Source organism: Paracoccus aurantiacus (assembly GCF_007993065.1).
In the GTDB taxonomy this organism is placed as follows: domain Bacteria; phylum Pseudomonadota; class Alphaproteobacteria; order Rhodobacterales; family Rhodobacteraceae; genus Paracoccus; species Paracoccus aurantiacus.
Map to the genome: position 1 here is coordinate 739,422 of NZ_VOPL01000001.1, position 20,900 is coordinate 760,321.

At 63.0% G+C, this 20,900-nt stretch carries 16 protein-coding genes and 1 tRNA gene; 10 read left to right on the forward strand and 7 right to left on the reverse strand.

Features of this window, described 5'->3' with window-relative positions; translation table 11 throughout:
- Nucleotides 1–59 precede the first annotated feature (59 nt).
- From FQV27_RS03600 to FQV27_RS03640, 9 genes are all read left to right on the forward strand, one after another.
- Nucleotides 60–2,510: a glycogen/starch/alpha-glucan phosphorylase gene (locus FQV27_RS03600; protein WP_377768713.1), complete on the forward strand. Its 2,451-nt coding sequence runs from the start codon at nucleotides 60–62 to the stop codon at nucleotides 2,508–2,510.
- Nucleotides 2,458–4,686 carry a 1,4-alpha-glucan branching protein GlgB gene (glgB, locus tag FQV27_RS03605; protein ID WP_147096426.1) on the forward strand — a complete coding sequence of 743 codons (2,229 nt, stop codon included), beginning with the start codon at nucleotides 2,458–2,460 and terminating at the stop codon, nucleotides 4,684–4,686. Before FQV27_RS03600 ends, glgB begins: the two co-directional genes overlap by 53 nt.
- Nucleotides 4,687–4,709: 23 nt before the next feature.
- Nucleotides 4,710–5,978, forward strand: a complete 1,269-nt coding sequence (gene glgC, locus FQV27_RS03610) for a glucose-1-phosphate adenylyltransferase (RefSeq protein ID WP_147096427.1) — start codon at nucleotides 4,710–4,712, stop codon at nucleotides 5,976–5,978.
- Nucleotides 5,975–7,549: a glycogen synthase GlgA gene (gene glgA, locus FQV27_RS03615; RefSeq protein WP_147096428.1), complete on the forward strand. Its 1,575-nt coding sequence runs from the start codon at nucleotides 5,975–5,977 to the stop codon at nucleotides 7,547–7,549. Before glgC ends, glgA begins: the two co-directional genes overlap by 4 nt.
- 7 nt (nucleotides 7,550–7,556) lie before the next feature.
- On the forward strand, nucleotides 7,557–9,653 hold the full coding sequence (gene glgX / locus FQV27_RS03620) for a glycogen debranching protein GlgX (RefSeq protein ID WP_147096429.1): 2,097 nt from the start codon (nucleotides 7,557–7,559) through the stop codon (nucleotides 9,651–9,653).
- Nucleotides 9,650–11,281, forward strand: coding sequence for an alpha-D-glucose phosphate-specific phosphoglucomutase (locus FQV27_RS03625; RefSeq protein ID WP_147096430.1), 1,632 nt, complete (start codon nucleotides 9,650–9,652; stop codon nucleotides 11,279–11,281). The genes glgX and FQV27_RS03625 overlap by 4 nt, the downstream gene beginning before the upstream one ends.
- Before the next feature lie 178 nt (nucleotides 11,282–11,459).
- Entirely contained in the window at nucleotides 11,460–12,047 is a 588-nt protein-coding gene (locus FQV27_RS03630) for an ANTAR domain-containing response regulator (RefSeq protein WP_147096431.1), read from the forward strand.
- Nucleotides 12,044–13,201, forward strand: a complete 1,158-nt coding sequence (locus FQV27_RS03635; RefSeq protein WP_147096432.1) for a CmpA/NrtA family ABC transporter substrate-binding protein — start codon at nucleotides 12,044–12,046, stop codon at nucleotides 13,199–13,201. The genes FQV27_RS03630 and FQV27_RS03635 overlap by 4 nt, the downstream gene beginning before the upstream one ends.
- Before the next feature lie 302 nt (nucleotides 13,202–13,503).
- On the forward strand, nucleotides 13,504–14,160 hold the full coding sequence (locus FQV27_RS03640; RefSeq protein ID WP_147096433.1) for a trimeric intracellular cation channel family protein: 657 nt from the start codon (nucleotides 13,504–13,506) through the stop codon (nucleotides 14,158–14,160).
- Between the two features lie 36 nt (nucleotides 14,161–14,196).
- Here the strand turns inward: FQV27_RS03640 and FQV27_RS03645 are convergent, their stop codons facing one another.
- From FQV27_RS03645 to FQV27_RS03675, 7 genes are all read right to left on the reverse strand, one after another.
- On the reverse strand, nucleotides 14,197–15,411 hold the full coding sequence (locus FQV27_RS03645; RefSeq protein ID WP_147096434.1) for an NAD-dependent epimerase/dehydratase family protein: 1,215 nt from the start codon (nucleotides 15,409–15,411) through the stop codon (nucleotides 14,197–14,199).
- Between the two features lie 136 nt (nucleotides 15,412–15,547).
- Nucleotides 15,548–16,201: a LutC/YkgG family protein gene (locus FQV27_RS03650; protein ID WP_147096435.1), complete on the reverse strand. Its 654-nt coding sequence runs from the start codon at nucleotides 16,199–16,201 to the stop codon at nucleotides 15,548–15,550.
- Complete coding sequence (locus tag FQV27_RS03655; RefSeq protein ID WP_147096436.1) at nucleotides 16,198–17,607, reverse strand: LutB/LldF family L-lactate oxidation iron-sulfur protein; 1,410 nt, start codon at nucleotides 17,605–17,607, stop codon at nucleotides 16,198–16,200. Before FQV27_RS03655 ends, FQV27_RS03650 begins: the two co-directional genes overlap by 4 nt.
- Nucleotides 17,607–18,359: a (Fe-S)-binding protein gene (locus tag FQV27_RS03660; protein ID WP_147096437.1), complete on the reverse strand. Its 753-nt coding sequence runs from the start codon at nucleotides 18,357–18,359 to the stop codon at nucleotides 17,607–17,609. The genes FQV27_RS03655 and FQV27_RS03660 overlap by 1 nt, the downstream gene beginning before the upstream one ends.
- Before the next feature lie 51 nt (nucleotides 18,360–18,410).
- Complete coding sequence (gene purN, locus FQV27_RS03665) at nucleotides 18,411–19,007, reverse strand: phosphoribosylglycinamide formyltransferase (RefSeq protein ID WP_147096438.1); 597 nt, start codon at nucleotides 19,005–19,007, stop codon at nucleotides 18,411–18,413.
- Nucleotides 19,004–20,050 carry a phosphoribosylformylglycinamidine cyclo-ligase gene (purM, locus tag FQV27_RS03670; protein WP_147096439.1) on the reverse strand — a complete coding sequence of 349 codons (1,047 nt, stop codon included), beginning with the start codon at nucleotides 20,048–20,050 and terminating at the stop codon, nucleotides 19,004–19,006. Before purM ends, purN begins: the two co-directional genes overlap by 4 nt.
- Nucleotides 20,051–20,130: 80 nt before the next feature.
- On the reverse strand, nucleotides 20,131–20,700 hold the full coding sequence (locus tag FQV27_RS03675; protein WP_222611655.1) for a DUF2306 domain-containing protein: 570 nt from the start codon (nucleotides 20,698–20,700) through the stop codon (nucleotides 20,131–20,133).
- A 107-nt stretch (nucleotides 20,701–20,807) separates the two neighbouring features.
- On the opposite strand from FQV27_RS03675, the gene FQV27_RS03680 reads away from it, so the two are divergent.
- Nucleotides 20,808–20,883, forward strand: a tRNA-Ile gene (locus tag FQV27_RS03680).
- Nucleotides 20,884–20,900: the final 17 nt, after the last annotated feature.

The following is a 20,900-nucleotide window of genomic DNA, read 5'->3' on the forward strand; positions in this document are numbered from 1 at the left end:
TGAACAGCGCGCCATACCGCCGTAATGTTGCCGCTAACATTATAGACATATGGAACGCAATGATGACTCAGCCAGCGACGAGCGCCAGCCCAAAGGAACTCGGGCAGTCCATCCGCGACCACCTGACCTATTCGATCGGCAAGGATGCGGGCCATGCATCGGTGCATGATTGGCGTGTCGCATTGTCGCTGGCGATCCGCGACAGGATCGTCGAGCCGTGGTTCGCGTCGACACGCGCGACCTATGACAGACATCTCAAGCGCGTCCACTATCTGTCGATGGAATTCCTGATCGGCCGGTTGCTGGAAGATTCGGTGGTCAATCTGGGTCTGGACGATGCCGCGCGCGAGGCGCTGCATGGCTTTGGTGTCGATTACGACGAAGTGATCCATGACGAACCCGAAGCGGCGCTTGGCAATGGCGGGCTGGGCCGGTTGGCCGCCTGCTATATGGAATCGATGGCGACGGTCGGCATCCCCGCCTATGGCTATGGCCTGCGCTACGAGCACGGGCTGTTCCGGCAGCGCTTCGACCACGGCCGGCAGGTTGAAACTGCCGACAGCTGGCTGAAATCGCGCAATCCGTGGGAGTTCGAGCGCCCGGAAGCCGCATATGAGATCGGCTTCGGCGGCTGGGTCGAGGGCGACGGCGCCAAGAAGGTCTGGCACCCCGAGGAAAGTGTTATCGCTGCGGCATATGACACGCCAATCATCGGCTGGAAGGGCCGTTGGGCCAATACGCTGCGCCTGTGGTCAGGCAAGGCGGTCGCGGAATTCGACCTCGCCCGTTTTAACAGGGGCGAGTATGTCGCCGCCGGTGCCGCCGAATCGCTGGCCCGCACCATCAGCCGGGTGCTCTATCCCGACGATTCGACCGAAGCCGGCAAAGAGCTGCGCCTGAAGCAGGAGTATTTCTTCACCGCCGCCTCGGTGCGCGACATCATGCGCCGCTTCGTCTACGAGGGCGAAAGCATCGCCAAGCTGCCCGACCGCGTGGCGATCCAGATGAACGATACCCATCCCGCAATCGCGGGCGCGGAGCTTGTGCGCGTTCTGATCGACGACTTCAGTCAGCCCTTCGACGAGGCTGCCGATATGGCCGTCCGTGTGCTGAATTACACCAACCACACCCTTCTGCCAGAGGCGCTGGAAGCATGGTCGGAGGGTCTGTTCCGCAAGATCCTGCCCCGGCACATGGACCTGGTCGAGCGCATCGACGACCATCACAAGCGCCGCAATCCCAAGCGCCCGTGGGAACTGTCGGCGATTCATCACGGATCTGTCCATATGGGCACGCTGGCGTTCATGCAGTCCGGCCATGTGAACGGCGTCTCGGCGCTGCATACCGAACTTATGAAAGAGACGGTATTCCACGACCTGAACCAGCTTCATCCCGACCGGATCGTCAATGTCACGAATGGCGTGACTCCGCGCCGCTGGCTGTATTCCGCGAACCCGGCATTGTCCGCGCTGGTGACGGACACGCTCGGGTCCGAAGACTGGGTCGATCATCTGGATCAGCTTTCGGGGCTGGAAAGCCATGTCACCGATCAAGGCTGGCTGGACCGCTATGCTGCCGCCAAGCGCGACAACAAGGTGGCGCTGTCGAACTGGCTGGGCGAAACGCTTGGCATCACGCCCGACCCCGATGCCCTTTACGACGTTCAGATCAAGCGTATTCACGAATACAAGCGCCAGCTTCTGAATATTCTTGAGACGATCGCCCGCTGGGACGAGATCCGGCAGAACCCGGACGCGGACTGGCAGCCGCGCGTCAAGATATTCGGCGGCAAGGCCGCGCCGGGATACGCGGTCGCGAAAGAAATAATAAACCTCATCAACGACGTAGCTACGGTTGTTAACAATGATCCGTTGATGAAGGGGCGCCTGATGGTTGCCTACCCGCCGAACTATAACGTCTCAATGGCGGTGCGCCTGATCCCGGCGGCTGACCTGTCCGAACAGATTTCGACGGCGGGCAAGGAAGCTTCGGGCACCGGCAATATGAAGCTTTCGATGAACGGCGCGCTGACCATCGGGACGCTCGACGGCGCGAATGTCGAGATCCGCGAACATGTCGGGCCGGAAAACTTCTTCCTGTTCGGGATGACCACCGAACAGGTCGAGGCCCGTCGTCAGGTTCCCGATCACGCCCGCAAGGCAAATTCCGACTGCCCGTCGCTGTCACGCGCCATCAGCCTGATCGCGCTCGGCACATTCGGCGGCGATCCGGCGCGCTATGGGCGGCTGGTCGATATTCTGACCAACTGGGATACCTATCTCGTCTGCTCGGATTTTGCAGATTACCAATCGACTCAACGACGTATTGATGCCTCTTATGGGGACAGGGCGGAGTGGAATCGCATGGCGGCGCTGAATACGGCGCGCATGGGCTGGTTCTCATCCGACCGGTCGGTCCGCGATTACATGGACCGGGTCTGGAACATGGAGATGCGAGATGGCCGAGCAGCAGCAAGATCAGGACAACCCGATAACGCAATCGCCGTTTGAGCTGCGACTGCCGCCAGATCGCGTGCGCGCCCTGATCGAAGGGCGCGACAGCGACCCGTTTGCCGTCCTTGGCCCGCATTCGGTTGCTGGCGGCTGGCGCGTCGTTGCGATGGATTTCGGCGCAAGGGAAATGTCTATCGCGACCGTCGAAGGCGTCTTTCCGATGCAGCCGGTCGCCGGGGCTGACGGCCTGTTCGCGTGTTTCCTGCCAGAGCCAATGCCTTATCTGCTGCGCGGCACCGATGGCGAAACCGAGTGGGAACACGAAGACCCTTATCGCTTCGGCCCGGTTCTGGGCCAGATCGACGAATATCTGATCGGCGAGGGCACGCATCACCAGCTTTGGAAAGCGCTTGGCGCGCATGTGATATCCCATCAGGGGGTGCGCGGAACCCATTTCTCGGTCTGGGCACCGAATGCGCGTCGCGTGGCGGTGCTGGGCGATTTCAACAACTGGGATGCGCGTCGTCACGGCATGCGCCGACGCGGCACGACCGGCGTATGGGAGATATTCATTCCCAATATCGGCAACGGCTCGCCGTATAAATTCTCGATCACAGGCGCGCATGGCGAGCCTTTGCCCGAAAAAGCCGATCCCGTCGGATTCGGTGCCGAGCATCCGCCCGCCACAGCCTCGGTGGTGCGTAATCTGGCTGGTCATAAATGGTCAGACGATCAATGGATGCAGACCCGGTCCGAGGCGCAGAACATCAAGGCCCCGATCTCGATCTATGAGGTGCATCTGGGCAGTTGGCGGCGTGTCGCCGATGACGATAATCGCCCGCTGTCCTATCTGGAACATGCCCGCGACCTGATCCCTTATGTTAAGGATATGGGTTTCACGCATCTGGAATTGCTGCCGGTATCGGAATTCCCCTTCGACGGATCGTGGGGCTACCAACCGGTCGGGCTTTATGCGCCGACAATACGCTTCGGAACGCCGGAAGAATTCCGCTCGCTGGTCGAGGCCGCCCACGAAGCCGGCATCGGCGTGCTTCTGGACTGGGTGCCGGGTCACTTCCCGTCCGACGCGCATGGCCTTGCCCGTTTCGACGGCACGGCGCTTTACGAGCATGCCGACCCGCGCGAGGGATTTCATCAGGACTGGAACACGCTGATCTACAATTACGGCCGCCGCGAAGTCTCAAACTATCTGACGGCCAACGCCTTGTATTGGTTGCAGGAATATCATGTCGACGGGTTGCGCGTCGATGCAGTCGCCTCGATGCTTTATCGCGACTATTCCCGCAAGGACGGCGAATGGGTGCCCAATATCCACGGCGGGCGAGAGAATTTGGAAGCGATCGAGTTCCTGCGCGGCGTCAATACCGTCGCCTATGGCGAAGTGCCCGGAATCATGACCGTGGCCGAGGAATCGACCGCATTTCCGGGTGTCTCGCGCCCGGTAGATGCAGGCGGTCTGGGCTTTGGCTTCAAATGGAACATGGGCTGGATGAACGACACGCTCAGCTATATCCAGCACGAACCCGTTCACCGCAGCCACCACCACAATCAGCTGACCTTCGGGCTGGTCTATGCGTTTTCCGAGAACTTCATCCTGCCGATCAGCCATGACGAGGTTGTCCACGGCAAAGGCTCGATGATCGAGAAGATGCCAGGCGATGTCTGGCAGAAGTTCGCCAACCTGCGCGCCTATTACGGCTTCATGTGGACCCATCCGGGCAAGAAGCTGCTGTTCATGGGCTGCGAATTCGCGCAGTGGAAGGAATGGAACCACGATGCCTCGCTTGACTGGCACCTGCTGGACGATCCGCGCCATAAAGGTGTGCAGTCGCTGATCCGGGACCTGAACAACCTCTATCGCGAATTGCCGGCACTGCATCGGCGCGACAATGTTCCCGAAGGCTTCAGCTGGATCGAGGGCGGGGCGGCACAGGAATCCATTCTTGCCTATGCGCGTTATGGCGAGGACGGCGATGCGCCCGTCGTCGCCGTGTGCAATTTCACACCCGTTCCGCGCCACGGCTGGCGTGTCGGGTTGCCGCGCGACGGCAAGTGGAAGCTTCGGCTGAACAGCGATGCGGGGGTTTATGGCGGCTCTAACATGCCGACCACGCCGGTGACGACTGCCGATGGCGATGCCTGGCACGGCTATGACCAGTCCGCACTGATTGATCTGCCGCCGCTTTCTGTCCTCATCTACGAGGCCGTCTGAATTTTCATCCTGGGGGGATTTCCATGCAGACCAAACGACCGCAACGCCTCTCGTCCCGCGCCATGGCCTATGTTCTGGCCGGCGGGCGCGGCTCTCGCCTGAAAGAGCTGACGGACCGGCGCGCGAAACCGGCCGTCTATTTCGGCGGCAAGTCCCGGATCATCGACTTCGCGCTGTCGAACGCGCTGAATTCGGGCATCCGGAAAATGGCCGTGGCCACACAATACAAGGCCCACAGTCTGATCCGCCACCTGAACCGGGGATGGTCCTTCTTCCGGTCCGAGCGGAACGAATTTCTGGACATTCTGCCTGCCTCTCAACAGCTGGACGAGGAAAACTGGTATCGTGGCACCGCCGATGCCGTGGCCCAGAACATCCACATCATCGACAGCTATCATGTCGATTATCTGATCGTTCTGGCGGGCGACCACATCTACAAGATGGATTACGAGATCATGCTGCAGCAGCATGTCGATTCCGGTGCCGATGTGACAATCGGCTGCCTGACCGTCCCGCGCGAAGAGGCTTCGGCATTCGGGGTGATGGATGTCGATGCCGACGGGCGCATCATTTCCTTCCTTGAAAAGCCGGCCGATCCGCCGGGGATGCCGGACGATCCGAATTCAACGCTGGCCTCGATGGGGATCTATGTCTTTGACTGGAAATTCCTGCGCGAACTGCTGCTGAAGGATTCGTCGGACCCGAATTCCAGCCATGATTTCGGCAATGACCTGATCCCCGACATCGTCAAGAACGGGAAGGCCGTCGCGCACCGCTTCAGCGACAGCTGCGTCCGGTCCAGCACCGAGGCCCCGGCCTATTGGCGCGACGTCGGAACCATCGACGCATTCTGGAAGGCCAATATCGACCTGACGGATTTCTCGCCGGAACTCGATCTTTACGACAATAGCTGGCCGATCTGGACTTACGGAGAGATCACGCCACCTGCAAAGTTCATCCATGACGACGAGGACCGGCGCGGCCATGCAGTCAGTTCCATGGTGTCGGGCGGCTGTATCATTTCCGGCTCGGAAGTGCGCAATTCGCTGCTGTTCACCGGGGTGAAGGCGAACAGCTATTCTTCGCTGAAATCGGTGGTCGCGCTGCCTTACGTCAATATCGGACGCCATGCCGAACTGAGCAATGTCGTCATCGACCGCGGCGTCGAGATACCGGAAGGGCTGGTTGTTGGTGAAGACCCGGACGAGGACGCCAAGTGGTTCCGTGTCAGCGAGGGCGGCGTCACGCTGATTACGCAATCCATGATCGACCGCCTGGCAGCATCGAAATGAGCGCTGCGCCGGCCGGATCGAAAAAGCCCACCGGGACGAAACGCGCCGGCGCGCCGAAAAAGGCCTTGGGCAAGGCAGCCGTAAGCGCGCCGCCATCGTCAGCGCCCGCGACGACGGACCAACCCGTCGCGGCGCGGTCGCGGGGCGGCAAGGTGCTTTCGGTCGCATCCGAATGCGCGCCGTTGGTCAAGACGGGCGGGCTTGCGGATGTGGTGGGCGCCCTGCCCGCCGCGCTCGCGCCGCTTGGCTGGCAGTTCCGCACGCTCATCCCCGCCTATCGCGGGCTTCTGGCAAAGCTGGAAAACCCGGTCGAGATGTGGTCGGACCCCGATCTTTATGGTGGCCCGGCCCGCGTCATGGCCGGGCAGATCGCGGGGCTGGAGCTGTTGCTTCTGGATGCGCCGCATCTGTTCGACCGTGCGGGCTCGCTATATCTCGACGAAACCGGGTCGGACTGGTCCGACAACCCGCGCCGCTTTGCTGCGTTGAGCTGGGCGGCGGCAGAGATTGCGAAACATGGTCTGTCGGATGGCTGGGTTCCCGATCTGCTCCACTGCCATGACTGGCAGGCAGGCTTCGCGCCGCTTTGGGCGCGTGATATTCCGTCAGTCATGACCATCCATAACGTGGCCTTTCAGGGCATTGCACCGGCCCGCGCGATCGAGGATCTGCGCCTGCCTGCGGCAGAGTTCAGGACCGAGGGCTATGAATATTGGGGCAAGGTCTCGGCACTGAAGGCAGGACTGGTCTATGCCGGCGCGATCAGCACGGTGTCGCCTACTTACGCTGCCGAATTGACGACGCCCGAATTCGGGTTCGGGCTGGAAGGCGTGATCCGCGCCCGCGCATCCGTTCTGTCTGGCATCCTGAACGGCGTCGATCTGTCAGTCTGGAACCCTGCCACCGATCCGTTGATCGCGGCCAATTACTCGGCCGCCGACATGACCGGGAAGGCCGCCTGCGCCGCAGCACTTCGCGACGAATTCGGGCTGGATGCACAGGGCGGCCCTCTGTTTATCGTCGTCAGCCGCCTGACCCGGCAGAAGGGCCTTGATCTGCTGCTTGACGCGCTGCCGGGCCTGGTCGCACGCGGTGGGCAACTGGCGGTTCTCGGCACCGGAGAGCCCGATCTTCAGGAAGGCTATCTGCGTGCCGCCGCGCGTTGGACAGGCCGCGTGGCCGTTCATATCGGCTATGACGAAGCCCTGTCGCATCGCATGTTCGCGGGCGGCGATGTGGTCCTGGTGCCTTCGCGCTTCGAACCCAGCGGGCTGACGCAGATGTATGGCCTTGCCTATGGCACTCTGCCACTGGTCGCGCGGACCGGCGGGCTGGCCGACAGCGTTATCGACGCCAATGTCGCGGCACTGCGCGATCAGGTAGCAACCGGGCTGCAATTCGCGCCAGTTACTGCCGATGCGCTGAACCTCGCGCTTCAGAAGGCGGCAAGCCTTTACGCGCAACCGGAAATCTGGCAGCGGATGACCGCAAGGGCGATGGCCCATCCTGTCGGATGGGACGCCTCGGCCCGCGACTACGCGGCGCTCTATGACAGACTGACCGGACGCTGAAGGCCCTATGAATCAACAGAACTATTCGATTGAAGCCGGCAATGCCGACCGGCTCGGCGCGCATCCTGTCGGGGATGGTGTGAATTTTGCCGTCTTTTCAGCCAATGCGGAAAAGATCGACATTTGCCTGTTTTCGCCTGACGGCAAGCAGGAGCTTCAGCAGATGACCCTGCCCGACCGGTTGGGCGATATCTGGCACGGTTTCGTTCCGGGCCTGCCCGAGGGCGCACTTTACGGGCTGCGCGCCTACGGCCCCTACGAGCCGCAACTGGGTCATCGCTTCAACCCGGCGAAACTGCTGATCGACCCCTATGCACGGCGCCTGTCCGGCCGGCTGGTTCAGGATACCGCGCTGCTTGGCTATGACAGCCGCGCCGCACAGGCGGATATGTCGGTCGATCAGCGCGACTCGGCACCGTTCATGCCAAAAGGTGTCGTCACCGCCGATGCGCCCGCCCTGCCGCGCGGCCGCCGCGTGGCGCGCGATCAGGTCGTGATCTACGAGGCCCATCCGAAAGGTCTGACGGCCGCCCATCCCGGCGTGCCAGAGGAATTGCGCGGTCGCTTCGCAGGTCTCGCGTCCGACGCGATCATCGAGCATCTGACAAAGCTTGGCATCACGACGCTGGAACTGCTGCCCGTGCAGGCCCATGCCGATGAATCCTTCCTTCTGCGCAAGGGGCTGTCGAACTATTGGGGCTATAACACCCTTGCCTTCTTCGCGCCCGAAACCGGCTATACCGCAGAAGGCGACCCGGCAGAGTTCCGCGACATGGTGACCCGCCTGCACGAGGCCGGGATCGAGGTCATCATCGACGTCGTCTATAACCACACCGCCGAAGGGAATGAGCTTGGGCCGACCCTGTCCTTCCGCGGGTTGGACAATGCGAGCTATTACCGGCTGATGGCGGACAATCCGCGCTACTACGTCAACGATACCGGAACGGGAAACACGGTCGATTGCGCGCATCCTATGGTCATGCGCATGATCCTCGATTCCCTGCGCTATTGGGTCGAACAGATGGGCGTCGACGGCTTCCGCTTCGATCTGGCCCCGGTTCTGGGCCGAGAGCCGTCTGGATTTATCCGTGACGGCCGGTTCCTGTCGGCGCTGCGTCAGGACCCGGTTCTGGCAAATATCCGCCTGATTGCTGAACCGTGGGATGTTGGCCCCGGCGGCTATCAGCTTGGCAATTTTCCGCCCCCGTTTCTGGAATGGAACGACCGATTCCGCGACGGCGTGCGCCGCTTCTGGCGTGGCGATGGGAGCATTGCCGATCTGGCCGAGCGCATGACGGGGTCTGCCCCGACATTCGATCATCACGGCCGCGCGCCACAGGCGACAGTGAACTTCATCACCGCGCATGACGGTTTTACGCTGGCCGATCTGACGGCCTATAATCAGAAGCACAATCTGCCCAATCATGAAGGCAACCGCGACGGCCATAACGAGAATTACTCGGACAATATGGGCAGTGAGGGACCGACGGCGGATGCTGCGATCAACGATGCACGCGCACTGCGCCGACGCAACCTGCTGGCAACGCTCATGCTGTCGCAGGGCACGCCGATGCTGCTGGCCGGCGACGAGATCGCGAACACCCAGGACGGCAACAACAATGCCTATTGCCAGGACAACGCCACCGGCTGGATCGGTTGGGATGCCCCGGATCAGGCGCTGGCGGATTTCACGGCACGGCTGATCGCGCTTCGTCACGCGCATCCGGTGCTGCATCAGCGCCGCTTCCTGCACTCTTTGCCGATCCCCGAAGGCGGGCGCGATCTGGTCTGGCATCTGCCGAACGGGACAGAGCCGTCGCCCGATGACTGGCAGAAGACCGACCTGCGCGCGCTGGCGCTGGAAATCCGCATGGCGGCCAATTCCCCCGAACGCGCAACCGATGCCACCGACGCGGCGTTTATTGCCATCAACGGCGGACAGACGCCCGTGCAGATGAACCTTCCCGTGCTGGCCAATGGGGGCTGGATGCGGGTTCTCGACTCGGCCGCTGCCTTGGCGCAGGATCGGGCCGAAACCGGCGCTTCGGCTGAAATTGCGGCCGAATCCATTGCCGTATTCATGCCAGAGGAGGGCCGCGAATGACCATCTCGACGATTTCGACCACGCCGATTGAGGGCCAGAAGCCCGGCACATCCGGCCTGCGCAAGAAGACCCGTGTCTTCATGCAGCCGCATTACCTTGAAAACTTTGTTCAATCCATCATCGACGCGATCGGCGGCGTGAAGGGCAAGACGCTGGTGCTTGGCGGCGACGGGCGTTTCTTCAACGACCGCGCGGCACAGGTTATCCTGCGCATGTGCGCGGCACAGGGCGCAAAGAAGGTGATCGTCGGGACCGGCGCGATCCTGTCCACGCCCGCCGCATCGAACCTGATCCGCCAGCGCGGCGCGGATGGCGGCTTCATCATGTCCGCCAGCCACAATCCCGGCGGCGAGAGCGAGGATTTCGGCCTGAAATTCAACGGCGCGAATGGCGGCCCGGCGCCCGAAGGCGTGACCGACAAGATCTTCGCGCGCACCAAGGAACTGACCGAATACCGGATCATGGAATCTCAGGATGTGGACCTGTCACAGCCCGGTCGCGCCACCCTTGGCGAGATGGAGATCGAGATCGTCGATCCCGTTACCGACTACGCCGCGCTGATGGAAACCCTGTTCGATTTCGACGCGATCCGCGCCCTGCTGGCAGATGGCTTCCGCCTGAGTTTCGACGCCATGCATGCCGTGACCGGGCCCTATGCGCGCGAAATCCTTGAAAACCGGCTGGGCGCAAAGTCGGGAAGCGTCGTGAACGCAAAACCCCTGCCCGATTTCGGCGGTGGTCACCCCGACCCGAACCCGGTCTGGGCGCATGAACTGATGGAGGTCATGACCGGTCCCGACGCCCCCGATTTCGGCGCCGCGTCCGATGGCGACGGTGACCGCAACATGATCGTCGGGCGCGGGGCTTACGTGACCCCTTCGGACAGCCTTGCCGTGCTGGCCGCCAACGCGCATCTGGCACCGGGCTATGCGAAGGGGCTGGCAGGAGTGGCGCGGTCGATGCCGACCTCCCGCGCCGCCGATCTGGTCGCGGAGAAGGCCGGGATAGGCAGCTATGAAACACCGACCGGCTGGAAATTCTTCGGCAATCTTCTGGACGCCGGCAAGGCGACGCTTTGCGGAGAGGAATCGGCTGGCACCGGATCGGACCATGTCCGCGAGAAGGACGGCCTGTGGGCGGTGCTGCTGTGGCTGAACATCCTTGCGGCGAAAAAGCAGTCCGTGCAGGACATCATGGATGCGCATTGGGCGGAATACGGGCGCAATTACTACTCTCGCCACGATTACGAGGCGGTGCCGACAGATGATGCGAATGCGCTGGTGGACCGCCTGCGTGGCATGCTGGGCGAGCTGCCGGGACAGGAATTTGCCGGCCTTACGGTCGAAAACGCAGACGACTTCGCCTATCTCGATCCCGTCGATGGGTCGACATCGAAAAATCAGGGTATCCGCATCGCCTTCACCGACGGCTCACGCATCGTGATGCGCCTGTCGGGGACAGGCACCGAAGGCGCGACGTTGCGCGTCTATCTGGAACGCTATCAGCCTGCGGACGGGGAACTGTCGCTGCCGGTGGAAGATGCACTCGCCCCGGTTGTTCAGGCGGCCGAGGAGATCGCCCATATCCGCGAATATACCGGCCGCGACAAGCCGGACGTGACCACCTGATATCCGGCAGCGCGCAACCAACTGCTGGCTGCGCGCTGCCTGAATTTCGGGCATCGCTGCCGATGAAACGACCGTCGAGCAGTCGTTTTCTGCCAAGGCTGCATCATTGCCTGCCCCTGCCTTGACCTTCATGCCGCAGCGCAGCATCGCTGGTCACATGGCAGCAAGCAGGCAGCATATGTCCTCGCATCTCCTGACGATCATTATTGTCGACAGCGATCCCGAACGCGCGCGCACGATCTGCGACGGATCGGCGGGCCTGCCGGACGCGAAATACTCTCTTGTCGCGCCCGGCCCCGCGCTTGCCCGCAGGATCGCGGCGCTGCGCCCTGATCTGGTGCTGATCGACGCGGACAATGCCTCTCGGGACGAGATGGAGGAACTGACCATTGCATCCGGCCCGATGGAACGCCCCGTCGCGGTTTTCGTGAACCAGTCCGACAGCGCCCTGACCCGCGCCATGATCGAAGCAGGCGTGGCGGCCTATGTCGTTGACGGGCTGACGCCGGGCCGGGTCGGTCCCGTGGTCGATGCGGCAATCGCGCGCTTCAATATGCTGCAAAAGGTCCGTGCCGAACTGGACGCGACGCGCGCGGCACTTGAAGACCGCAAGGTCATCGACCGCGCGAAGGGTATCGTCATGCGCGCACGCGGCATATCCGAGGACGAGGCCTATGCCCTGATGCGCCGCAATGCGATGGAAAAGGGCCGTCGCATCGCCGATATCGCCCGCGCCATCGTCACCGCGGCCGAGGTGCTGAAATGACGACCGAGGTTGATCTGGGCTTCGTTCCCCTGCTGGACGCGGCCCCGCTGATCCTGGCCGAACGTCTGGGTTTCGCCGCCGAAGAACGCCTGCATCTGCGTTTGCATCCTGTGCGAAGCTGGTCGCTTCTGCGCGACATGCTGTCCAGCGGCCATGTCGCCGCAGCACAGATGCTGTCGGCCGTGCCTATCGCCGGGCGTCTGGGTCTGGGCGGTGCGGCAGTGGATTTCGACGCACCGCTGGTTCTGTCGCTTGGTGGGCAGGTGATCGGCGTGTCGCCTGCGCTCGGTGCCGAGATGCGCTTGAACGGTCTGGTGTCCGACTTCAGCGATGCGCTCGCGACGCGCGAGGCGCTTGTCCGCGCCCGCCCCAACGGCGTGCGCTTCGGGGTGCCCTTCCCTTTTTCGATGCATGCCGAGCTATTGCATCTGTGGCTTGGCGGGACGCTGCCGATTTCAACCGTGACGGTGCCGCCCGCCCAGATGCCCACAGCCCTTGCCTCGGGCGAGATCGAAGCATTCTGCGTGGGCGAGCCGTGGGGATCGGTCGCGGTCGCTGGCGGGGCCGCCGACCTGATCCTGCCCGGCACCGCGATCTGGACCGCACCGCCCGAAAAGGTGCTGGCCGTGCGCCGGGGGTGGGCGGAGGAAAACCCGGACCTGGCCGGGCGGCTGTTGCGCGCGATCTGGCGGGCGTGCCGCTGGATTTCGCAGCCTGATGTCCGTGCGGCGGCGTCCGACCTTCTGGCCCATACCGACGCGCTGAATGTCGATCCCGAGATGATCGAGCGTGCGCTGTCGGGCCACCTGCTGCTGTCGCAAAACGGTGCTGTGATCGACAGCCCCGGCTTCATCAATTTTCACGACGGCGCGGCGAATTTTCCTTGGCGTTCGCAGGCCGCATGGCTTGGCTGGAATATGGGACGGCGTCACGGGCTGGACGGCGCCGCTGCCGCCGACACCGCAAGCAGCTGCTGGCGACCGGACCTTTTCCGCCTGCATCTGGGCGAAGATGCCGTTCTGCCGGCCGCCTCGGCCAAGGTCGAGGGCGCGAATCCCGAACCGGTCACGGCCGGCGCGAATCGAGGCACCGTTACATTGGGCCGCAATGCGTTCTTCGACGGCCGCATTTTTGATCTTTCCGCGCCCGCGTGACGAAATTTCCGGCAAAACCGCCGCGTCGCAGCATCAATCCGGCACAGAAAAGATGACGGGCCGTCAGCGCGGGCGCAGGCTGAAAGCAGGAACCATGTCGTTCCTTTATCTCCTCCCGCCCGGAAGATCGGGCACCTGGCAAAGCCGCCGAACCCTGCACGCGCTCCCTCCTCCCCAGCGTCAGGTGCTTCGGCGGCTTCTTCAGGTGTCGCGGCGCGGGCGGCAAGGGCACAGATCGCCTGCCCCCTTCCCCGAAGCCGGAAAATCTGGCACAGCCCCCGCAACTGAATGCGGAGCAGGCCATGACCCCGGAAATCGTCACCAAGATCAGCGCCTATATCTGGGCGCTGGATTACGGCTCGGTTCTGGTGTTCGCACTGACCGGCGCTCTTGTCGCCTCGCGCCAGCAACTGGACATCATCGGCTTCATCTTCATGGCCGCGCTGACCGCCGTGGGCGGCGGCACGGTCCGCGATCTGGTGCTGGGCCGCGACCCGGTCTTCTGGGTCGCACAGCCCGAACTGGTCGTCATCGCGGCAGGCGCGGCCTTCGTCGTTTATTGGACCGCGCATCTGCTGGAAAGCCGCTATCGCTGGCTGTTGTGGCTGGATGCAATCGCGCTTGGCGTCGCCGTGCCTGCGGGCGTGGGCGTGGCCATGGCGGGCGATTTCGGCCCGGTCATCATTATCATCGCAGGGGTCATTACAGGCACGATGGGCGGGCTGATCCGCGATGTCGTTGGCAACGAAGTCCCGCTGATCCTGAAAGGCAGCGAGCTTTATCTGACCTGCGCATTTGGCGGCGCGGTCATAGCACTTATGCTGGCATGGCTGGGCTTGCCCCGGCCCGTGGCACTGATCGGCGGCGGCTTTGCCACCTTCCTTCTGCGCGCGGGCACGCTGATCTGGGGGTGGAGCCTGCCGGTCTATAAACCCCGCCCGCCACGCACACGGGGGTAAGGGCCAGCATCGCACCGCTGGCCCGGTTGATCGGCCTTACTTCGCGTCGGCCAAATGCGATTCCGGGTCGTGGTCGACCTTGGCAGCGATTTCCTTCGTCCATGCCGACACCGCCGGCACGCGGCTGCGGTCAATGCGGTGGGCGTATTTCTTGGCCACCTCGACCACTTCTTCCAGAAGCCCGTCTTCCAGCGTGATCGGGTTCAGACCAAGCGCCAGGAACTGGTCGTTCTTCACGATCAGGTCGTTCTCGTCGGCTTCCTTGCGCGGGTTGGGCAGGTTCATCACCTTTGCCCCCGACAGCCGCGCCACCAGCGCAGCAAGGTCGCGGACGCGGTGCGTTTCGGTCATCTGGTTGAAGATCTTCACCCGCTCGCCCGCCGCAGGGGCATCGGCCAAGGCCAGCTCGATACAGCGCACGCAGTCCTGGATATGGATGAAGGCGCGGGTCTGACCGCCGGTGCCGTGGACCGTCAGCGGATAGCCGATGGCCGCCTGAATCAGAAACCGGTTCAGCACCGTGCCGTAATCGCCATCATAGTCGAAGCGGTTGATCAGCTGTTCATGCCGGCGCGTCTGGTCGGTATGGGTGCCCCAGACGATCCCCTGATGCAGGTCAGTGATCCGCAGCCCGTCATTCTGGGCATAGAACTGGAACATGATCTGATCGAGGCTCTTGGTCATGTGATAGACCGAACCGGGCCGCGTCGGATACAGCACCTGTTGGGCCTTCTTGCCGTTGGGCGTGTCGATCTCGATATCCAGATAGCCTTCCGGGATCGGCGCGCCGACGCTGGAATAGCCGTAAACGCCCATCGTTCCCAGATGCACAAGATGCGCGTCGATGCCGGTTTCGACCAATGCCGCCAGCACGTTATGCGTCGCATTGGTGTTGTTGTTGACGGTATAGACCTTGTGGCGGTCGGATTTCATCGAATAAGGCGCGGCGCGCTGTTCGGCGAAATGGATCACCGCGTCGGGTTTGTTTTCAGCAAACCACTGCTTCAGACGCTCGAATTCCTTCGACAGATCCAGCAGGTGAAAATGGATGGTGTTGCCGGTTTCCTGCTTCCAGATCCGGCAGCGCTCCTGGATGGAATCCATCGGGGTCAGCGATTGCACGCCCAGTTCGGTGTCGATCCAGCGGCGCGAGAGATTGTCGATGATGTGAACCTCGTGCCCCAGATTGGACAGATGAAGCGAGGTCGGCCAACCGACAAAACCGTCGCCGCCAAGAACCGCAATACGCATGAAGAAGCCTTTCCTTACCGCAGGTCCCGGCCGCAAGTTCCGCAGCCGGTGCTGTCATTTGCAAAGATCAGTAAAGGCCGCGTATGACGGTCGCAAGACAGATATGTGACGGCCGGGTGACGGGGCGGATCGGTGCCTAGCCGGCGACCAGCAGGACATGAACGAAGCCCGGACCATGCGCACCCCGGACGAAGAAACCTTCGATATCCGTGGTGCCCGACGATCCGGTGATCAGCACCGCATTGCGAGGGCGCGATGCGGCATAGGTGGCATAGTCGTCAAGGAAGGGCAGGATCTTCTTTTCCTCGACCACGACCAGCCAGTGGCGCGGCAGCATGGCGTTCAGGATCGGCTGATCGGGGGCAGAGTGAATCACCACCGAACCCGTCTCGGCCACGCCCCAGTCGGCGACGCTGATCGCCGCGGCTTCATCCGGGGCGCAGGGTTGATGGGCCTCTATCCCGGTCAGCGCGTCAAGGCGCGGATCGCCGCTGACCGAAAGGCGGTGCGGCAGATCGTGCTGGTCGAGATAGGCGATAACTGCCCTAGGCAACGCCTGCCAGTTGGCGACGCGGTCCAGCGTCACCCCAAGCGCCGGGTTCGCGCATTTCGCAACGAAGGCATCAACCGGGTCCCCCGCCGCAAGATCAGGGCGGATTTCATCCAGATTTGCCAGAAGCTGCGCGGCCTCGGCCCGGATCGCATCCGGGTTGCGCCGTTGGACAGCGCCGCCCTGCCCCTGTGTCAGGCCTTTCTGAACTGCGGCCAGAATATCATCGCGCGCGCTCATTTCGGGCCCTCATTGCCGTGGTTAGCGTGTTGCGACATGAAACTGCGCGCGGCGGGTTTGGGCAGGTCGCGGGTGTCGGTCCAGCCGCCGGCAAATGGCATCCGCCTGATCCAGCCGCCCTTGCCGAACAGCCGCATGACCGGCAGCGCCAGCCTTGTGCCGAAATGGTAAAGGCGCGGGCGGCGGGCGGCAAAGCCCCACAAACCAAGGCCCATGCGGAGCGGACCGACCTCTTGCTGGCTGTCCCATGATCTGACCCGCCACGCTTTCAGCAGCGTTTTCAGGGGGATCTGGACCGGGCAAACTTCCTCGCAGCGGCCATTCATCGTGCAGGCATGGGGCAGATCGCGGCTTTGCGCCAGCCCGTCCAGAACAGGGGTCAGCACCGCGCCCATCGGGCCGGGATATGTGCCGCCGTATGCGTGACCGCCGATCTGGCGATAGACCACGCAATGGTTCATGCAGGCCCCGCAACGGATGCAGCGCAGCATCTGGCGGAACTCGTCCCCGACCATTCGGGAGCGCCCATTATCGACCAGAACGATATGCATTTCCTCGGGCCCGTCGGCATCGCCTGGTCGTTTCGGGCCGGAATGGAAGGTCGTGTATTGCGTGACCTCGCCGCCCGTGGCCGAGCGGACAAGCAGCCGCAGCAGCGCCATGGCGTGATCGGTCGAGGGCACCAGCTTTTCGATCCCCGCCGTGACAATGTGGACGCGTGGCGGTGTCGTGGACAGTTCCGCATTGCCTTCGTTGGTCACGGTGCAGGTCGCCCCGGTATCGGCAATCAGGAAATTCGCGCCGGAAATGCCGACATCTGCGGACATGAATTTCTCGCGCAGGATGCGTCGGGCCGACGCCACCATGGATGCCGGGTCGTCGGCATCGGGTGGCGGGTGATGGTCCTTGAAAAACAGCGTCGCCACGTCCTCGCGCGTGCGGTGCATGGCGGGCCAGATGATGTGGCTGGGCCGTTCATGGGCAAGCTGAATGATATGTTCGGCCAGATCGGTTTCCACGCGCTCGATCCCCGCATCGTCAAGCGCATGGGGCAGGCCGATTTCCTCGCCCAGCATGGATTTGGCGCGGGTGACCAGCTTTGCGTCCGCGTCCTTGCAGATGCGCGTCACGATTTCCGCCGCTTCGGCCTTGTCGCGCGCCCAGTGGACATGCGCGCCGGCCGCCTGGGCGTTGCGTTCAAACTCGACCAGGTAGTGGTCGAGATTGGCGATGACGTGATCCTTGATCGCGGCACCCCTTGCGCGTGCCGCCTGAAATTCCGGAAAGGCGCCCACCGCCGCCGCGCGCTTGGTTTCAGCGGTGCCGGTGGTGCGGTCGATAGCGGTTTTCAGGTTCGGATCGGCAAGCGCATCATGGGCGCGTTGCGTGAAGGCAGAAGCACCCATCAGCCTTCCTCCCCTATTGCCGGGCCGTCGGCCATGCCGGCCAACACTTCGGCGGTGTGAAAGCAGCGAGTGGCGGCCCCCTCGCGGTGCAGCCGCCCGGCCATATTCATCAGGCAGCCCAGATCGCCCGCCAGCAGCAGATCGGCCCCGGTATCCACGATATTCGCGGCCTTCTCGCTGACGATCGCGGTCGAGATCTCGGGATATTTAACGCAGAAGGTACCGCCGAAACCGCAGCAGACATTGGCACCATCCAGCGGGCGCATCTGCAACCCCTCGACGCCTTCCAGCAGCGCACGAGGCTGTTCCTGCACCCCCAATTCGCGCAGGCCCGAGCAGCTGTCGTGATAGGTGGCCGTCGCGTCCAGCCGGACACCTTCCGGCTTCCAGCCCATCACGTCATTAAGGAAACCCAGTATTTCGAATGACTTCCGGGAAAGACCTTCAGCCCGACTGCGCCAACCCTGATCGCTGAACAGCGTGGGATATGATCTGATCTGACCGACGCAGGAACCGGACGGGCCGACCAGATAATCATAGCCCTCGAACGCCTCGATCACCTGCCGTGCCAGCTTTTCCGCGCCGCGCTTGTCGCCGCTGTTTCCGGCGGGCTGGCCGCAACAGGTCTGCGCGCGCGGCACTTCGACGTTACATCCCGCGCGTTCCAGCAGGCGCAGCGTGGCCCAGCCAATCTGCGGGCGCATCGCATCGACGAGGCATGTCACGAAAAGACCGACTCTCGGCTTGGTCATCTGGCGTCCCCCGGCTGGATGGACGAAGCCTGCCGCAAATTGGGCCAGCGTTCAACGGGGTGAAAGGTCGAGCCGCGCGCGGTCGCCTGCCGCAAATCGCCGCAGCACTGCCGGGTACAGCCGATGTTCCTGAACCAGAACCCGCGCCGCGAGGTCGTCGGGCGTATCCCCCGGCAGCAGCGGCACCCGCGCCTGCCCGAGAATTGGACCAGCATCCAGATCGGCCGTCACCTCATGCACGGTCGCACCCGCTTCGGCATCCCCTGCCTCGATCGCGCGGGCATGGGTATGCAGGCCCGGATATTTCGGCAGCAGCGAGGGGTGGATGTTCAGCATCCTGCCCGCGAAATGGCGGGTGAAGTCGGGCGTCAGGATACGCATGAAGCCAGCGAGCGCGATGATGTCGGGTTCGGCCGCGTCCAGATGGCGGATCAGTTCGGCCTCGAATGCTGCGCGATCACGACCGAAGGGGCGATGATCGACGGCGAACGTGTCGATCCCCATCGCTGCGGCCTTTTCCAGACCGCCCGCCGCCGGATCGTTCGCGCCGACCAGAACGGCGCGCGCGGGGTGATCGCCGGTCATGCTTTCGACCAGCTTCACCATGTTCGACCCGCCGCCCGAAATCAGGATCGCTGTGCGCTTCACGTCAGATTGCCGGAATAATGCACCCCCGCGCCCGGCACGACATGACCAAGCGCCACGACATTTTCGCCCATCTGGCCCAGCAGGCCCGAGAGTTCGTCAGCGCGCGCCGGATCGACGACCAGCACCATGCCGATGCCGCAATTGAATGTCTTCAGCATCTCGGGCGCGGTAATCCCGCCCGCCTGCGCAAGCCATTTGAAGACCGGGGGCAGCGACCATGCTGACAGATCGATCTGCGCACCAAGCCCATCGGGCAGGATGCGCGGCAGGTTTTCGGTCAGCCCGCCGCCGGTGATATGGGCAAGGCCGCGCACGCCGCCCGCGCGGATTGCGGCAAGCGCCGGCTGAACATAAAGCCGCGTCGGGACCAGCAGCCCCTGCCCCAGCGTACCGTCCGAAAATGGCGACGCATCGCCCCACGCCAGACCCGCTGCCTCGGCCACGCGGCGCACCAGAGAAAATCCGTTGGAATGCACCCCGTCCGACGCCAGTCCCAGCAGTACATCACCATCGCTGACGCCCTTCGGCAGCTCGGTGCCGCGTTCCATCGCGCCCACGGCAAAGCCCGCCAGATCGAAATCGCCGTCGTGATACATGCCGGGCATTTCCGCCGTCTCGCCCCCGATCAGGGCACAGCCGGACCGTTTGCAGCCTTCAGCGATGCCGTTGATGACGCGGGCGCCTTCGTCCACCGACAGCTTGCCTGTCGCGAAATAGTCAAGGAAGAACAACGGCTCGGCCCCCTGACAGACCAGATCGTTCACGCACATGGCGACAAGGTCGATGCCCAACCCGTCCAGCTCGCCCGTGTCGATGCCAATGCGCAACTTCGTGCCCACGCCGTCGGTCGCCGCAACCAGAACCGGGTCGCTGTAGCCGGCCGCTTTCACATCGAACAGCGCGCCGAAACCGCCCAATCCCGCCATCGTGCCGGGGCGCCTGGTGGCGGCAGCGGCAGGCTTGATCCGCTCGACCAGTTCGTTTCCGGCGTCGATATCCACGCCCGCATCCGCGTAGGAAAGACCGTTCTTGCCCTCGACCATCACCATCCCCTTTGTGAAGCTGCCCCCCGATAGCGCAGGGTCGCCCGGCAGGCAATCCGGCAGCAGGTGCTATTGCTGGATTAGACAGGAATACGCGTCTGCAACAGGGTTGTCTGGTCAGGATCGACCGGCCAGCAGCGTTCGTGCGTAGAGGTTGTTCCGAAAACCACGTCATGCATGATCCGGCCGGGAATGAAGGTGAACGCTCCCGCGATCAGCAGCGCAGCGATGAACAGGAATGTCATGATCCGCGCGTGGCGCCCAATATTGCCCCGCCGCGCCGAGATAACGCCGATCGGCAGCATTATGAGCGTCAGCAGCGTCAGCAAATGAATTGGCCCGAAAGGCCCCCAGACGCAGTTCGTGTTCACAAAAAGCGAGGAAACCGCCGTCACCGCCATCAGCGCGACCCAAATTCGTCCGCGCATTCGATGCGAGGGCGTGCCCTTGCGGGCAATAAGTTGAATGACGCCCACAAGAAAAGCTGCAATGGCGGTGATGGTGTGAAGCTGAATTTCCAGAGAGGCGGATGCGAGAGGCTGAAGAGTCACGGTCAAATACCTGCTGCTAAATGCGATAATCGGGCAAAAAACGAAAGGCCGCGAGCGACACCGTACGACGCGCGGCAGCAAATGCAAAAACGATTGCAATACGTTCCGCGACCTGCGCGATCTTCTGCCCGAATTCTTTTGGCCGCGCGACCTTTGCTGCGCTTGACCAATCTGCGTCCGCTGACTAGTCAGATCATCAGTCGGATGGGCCTGTAGCTCAACGGTTAGAGCAGGGCGCTCATAACGCCTTGGTTGGGGGTTCAAATCCCTCCGGGCCTACCAAACCCGTTCCGATACAA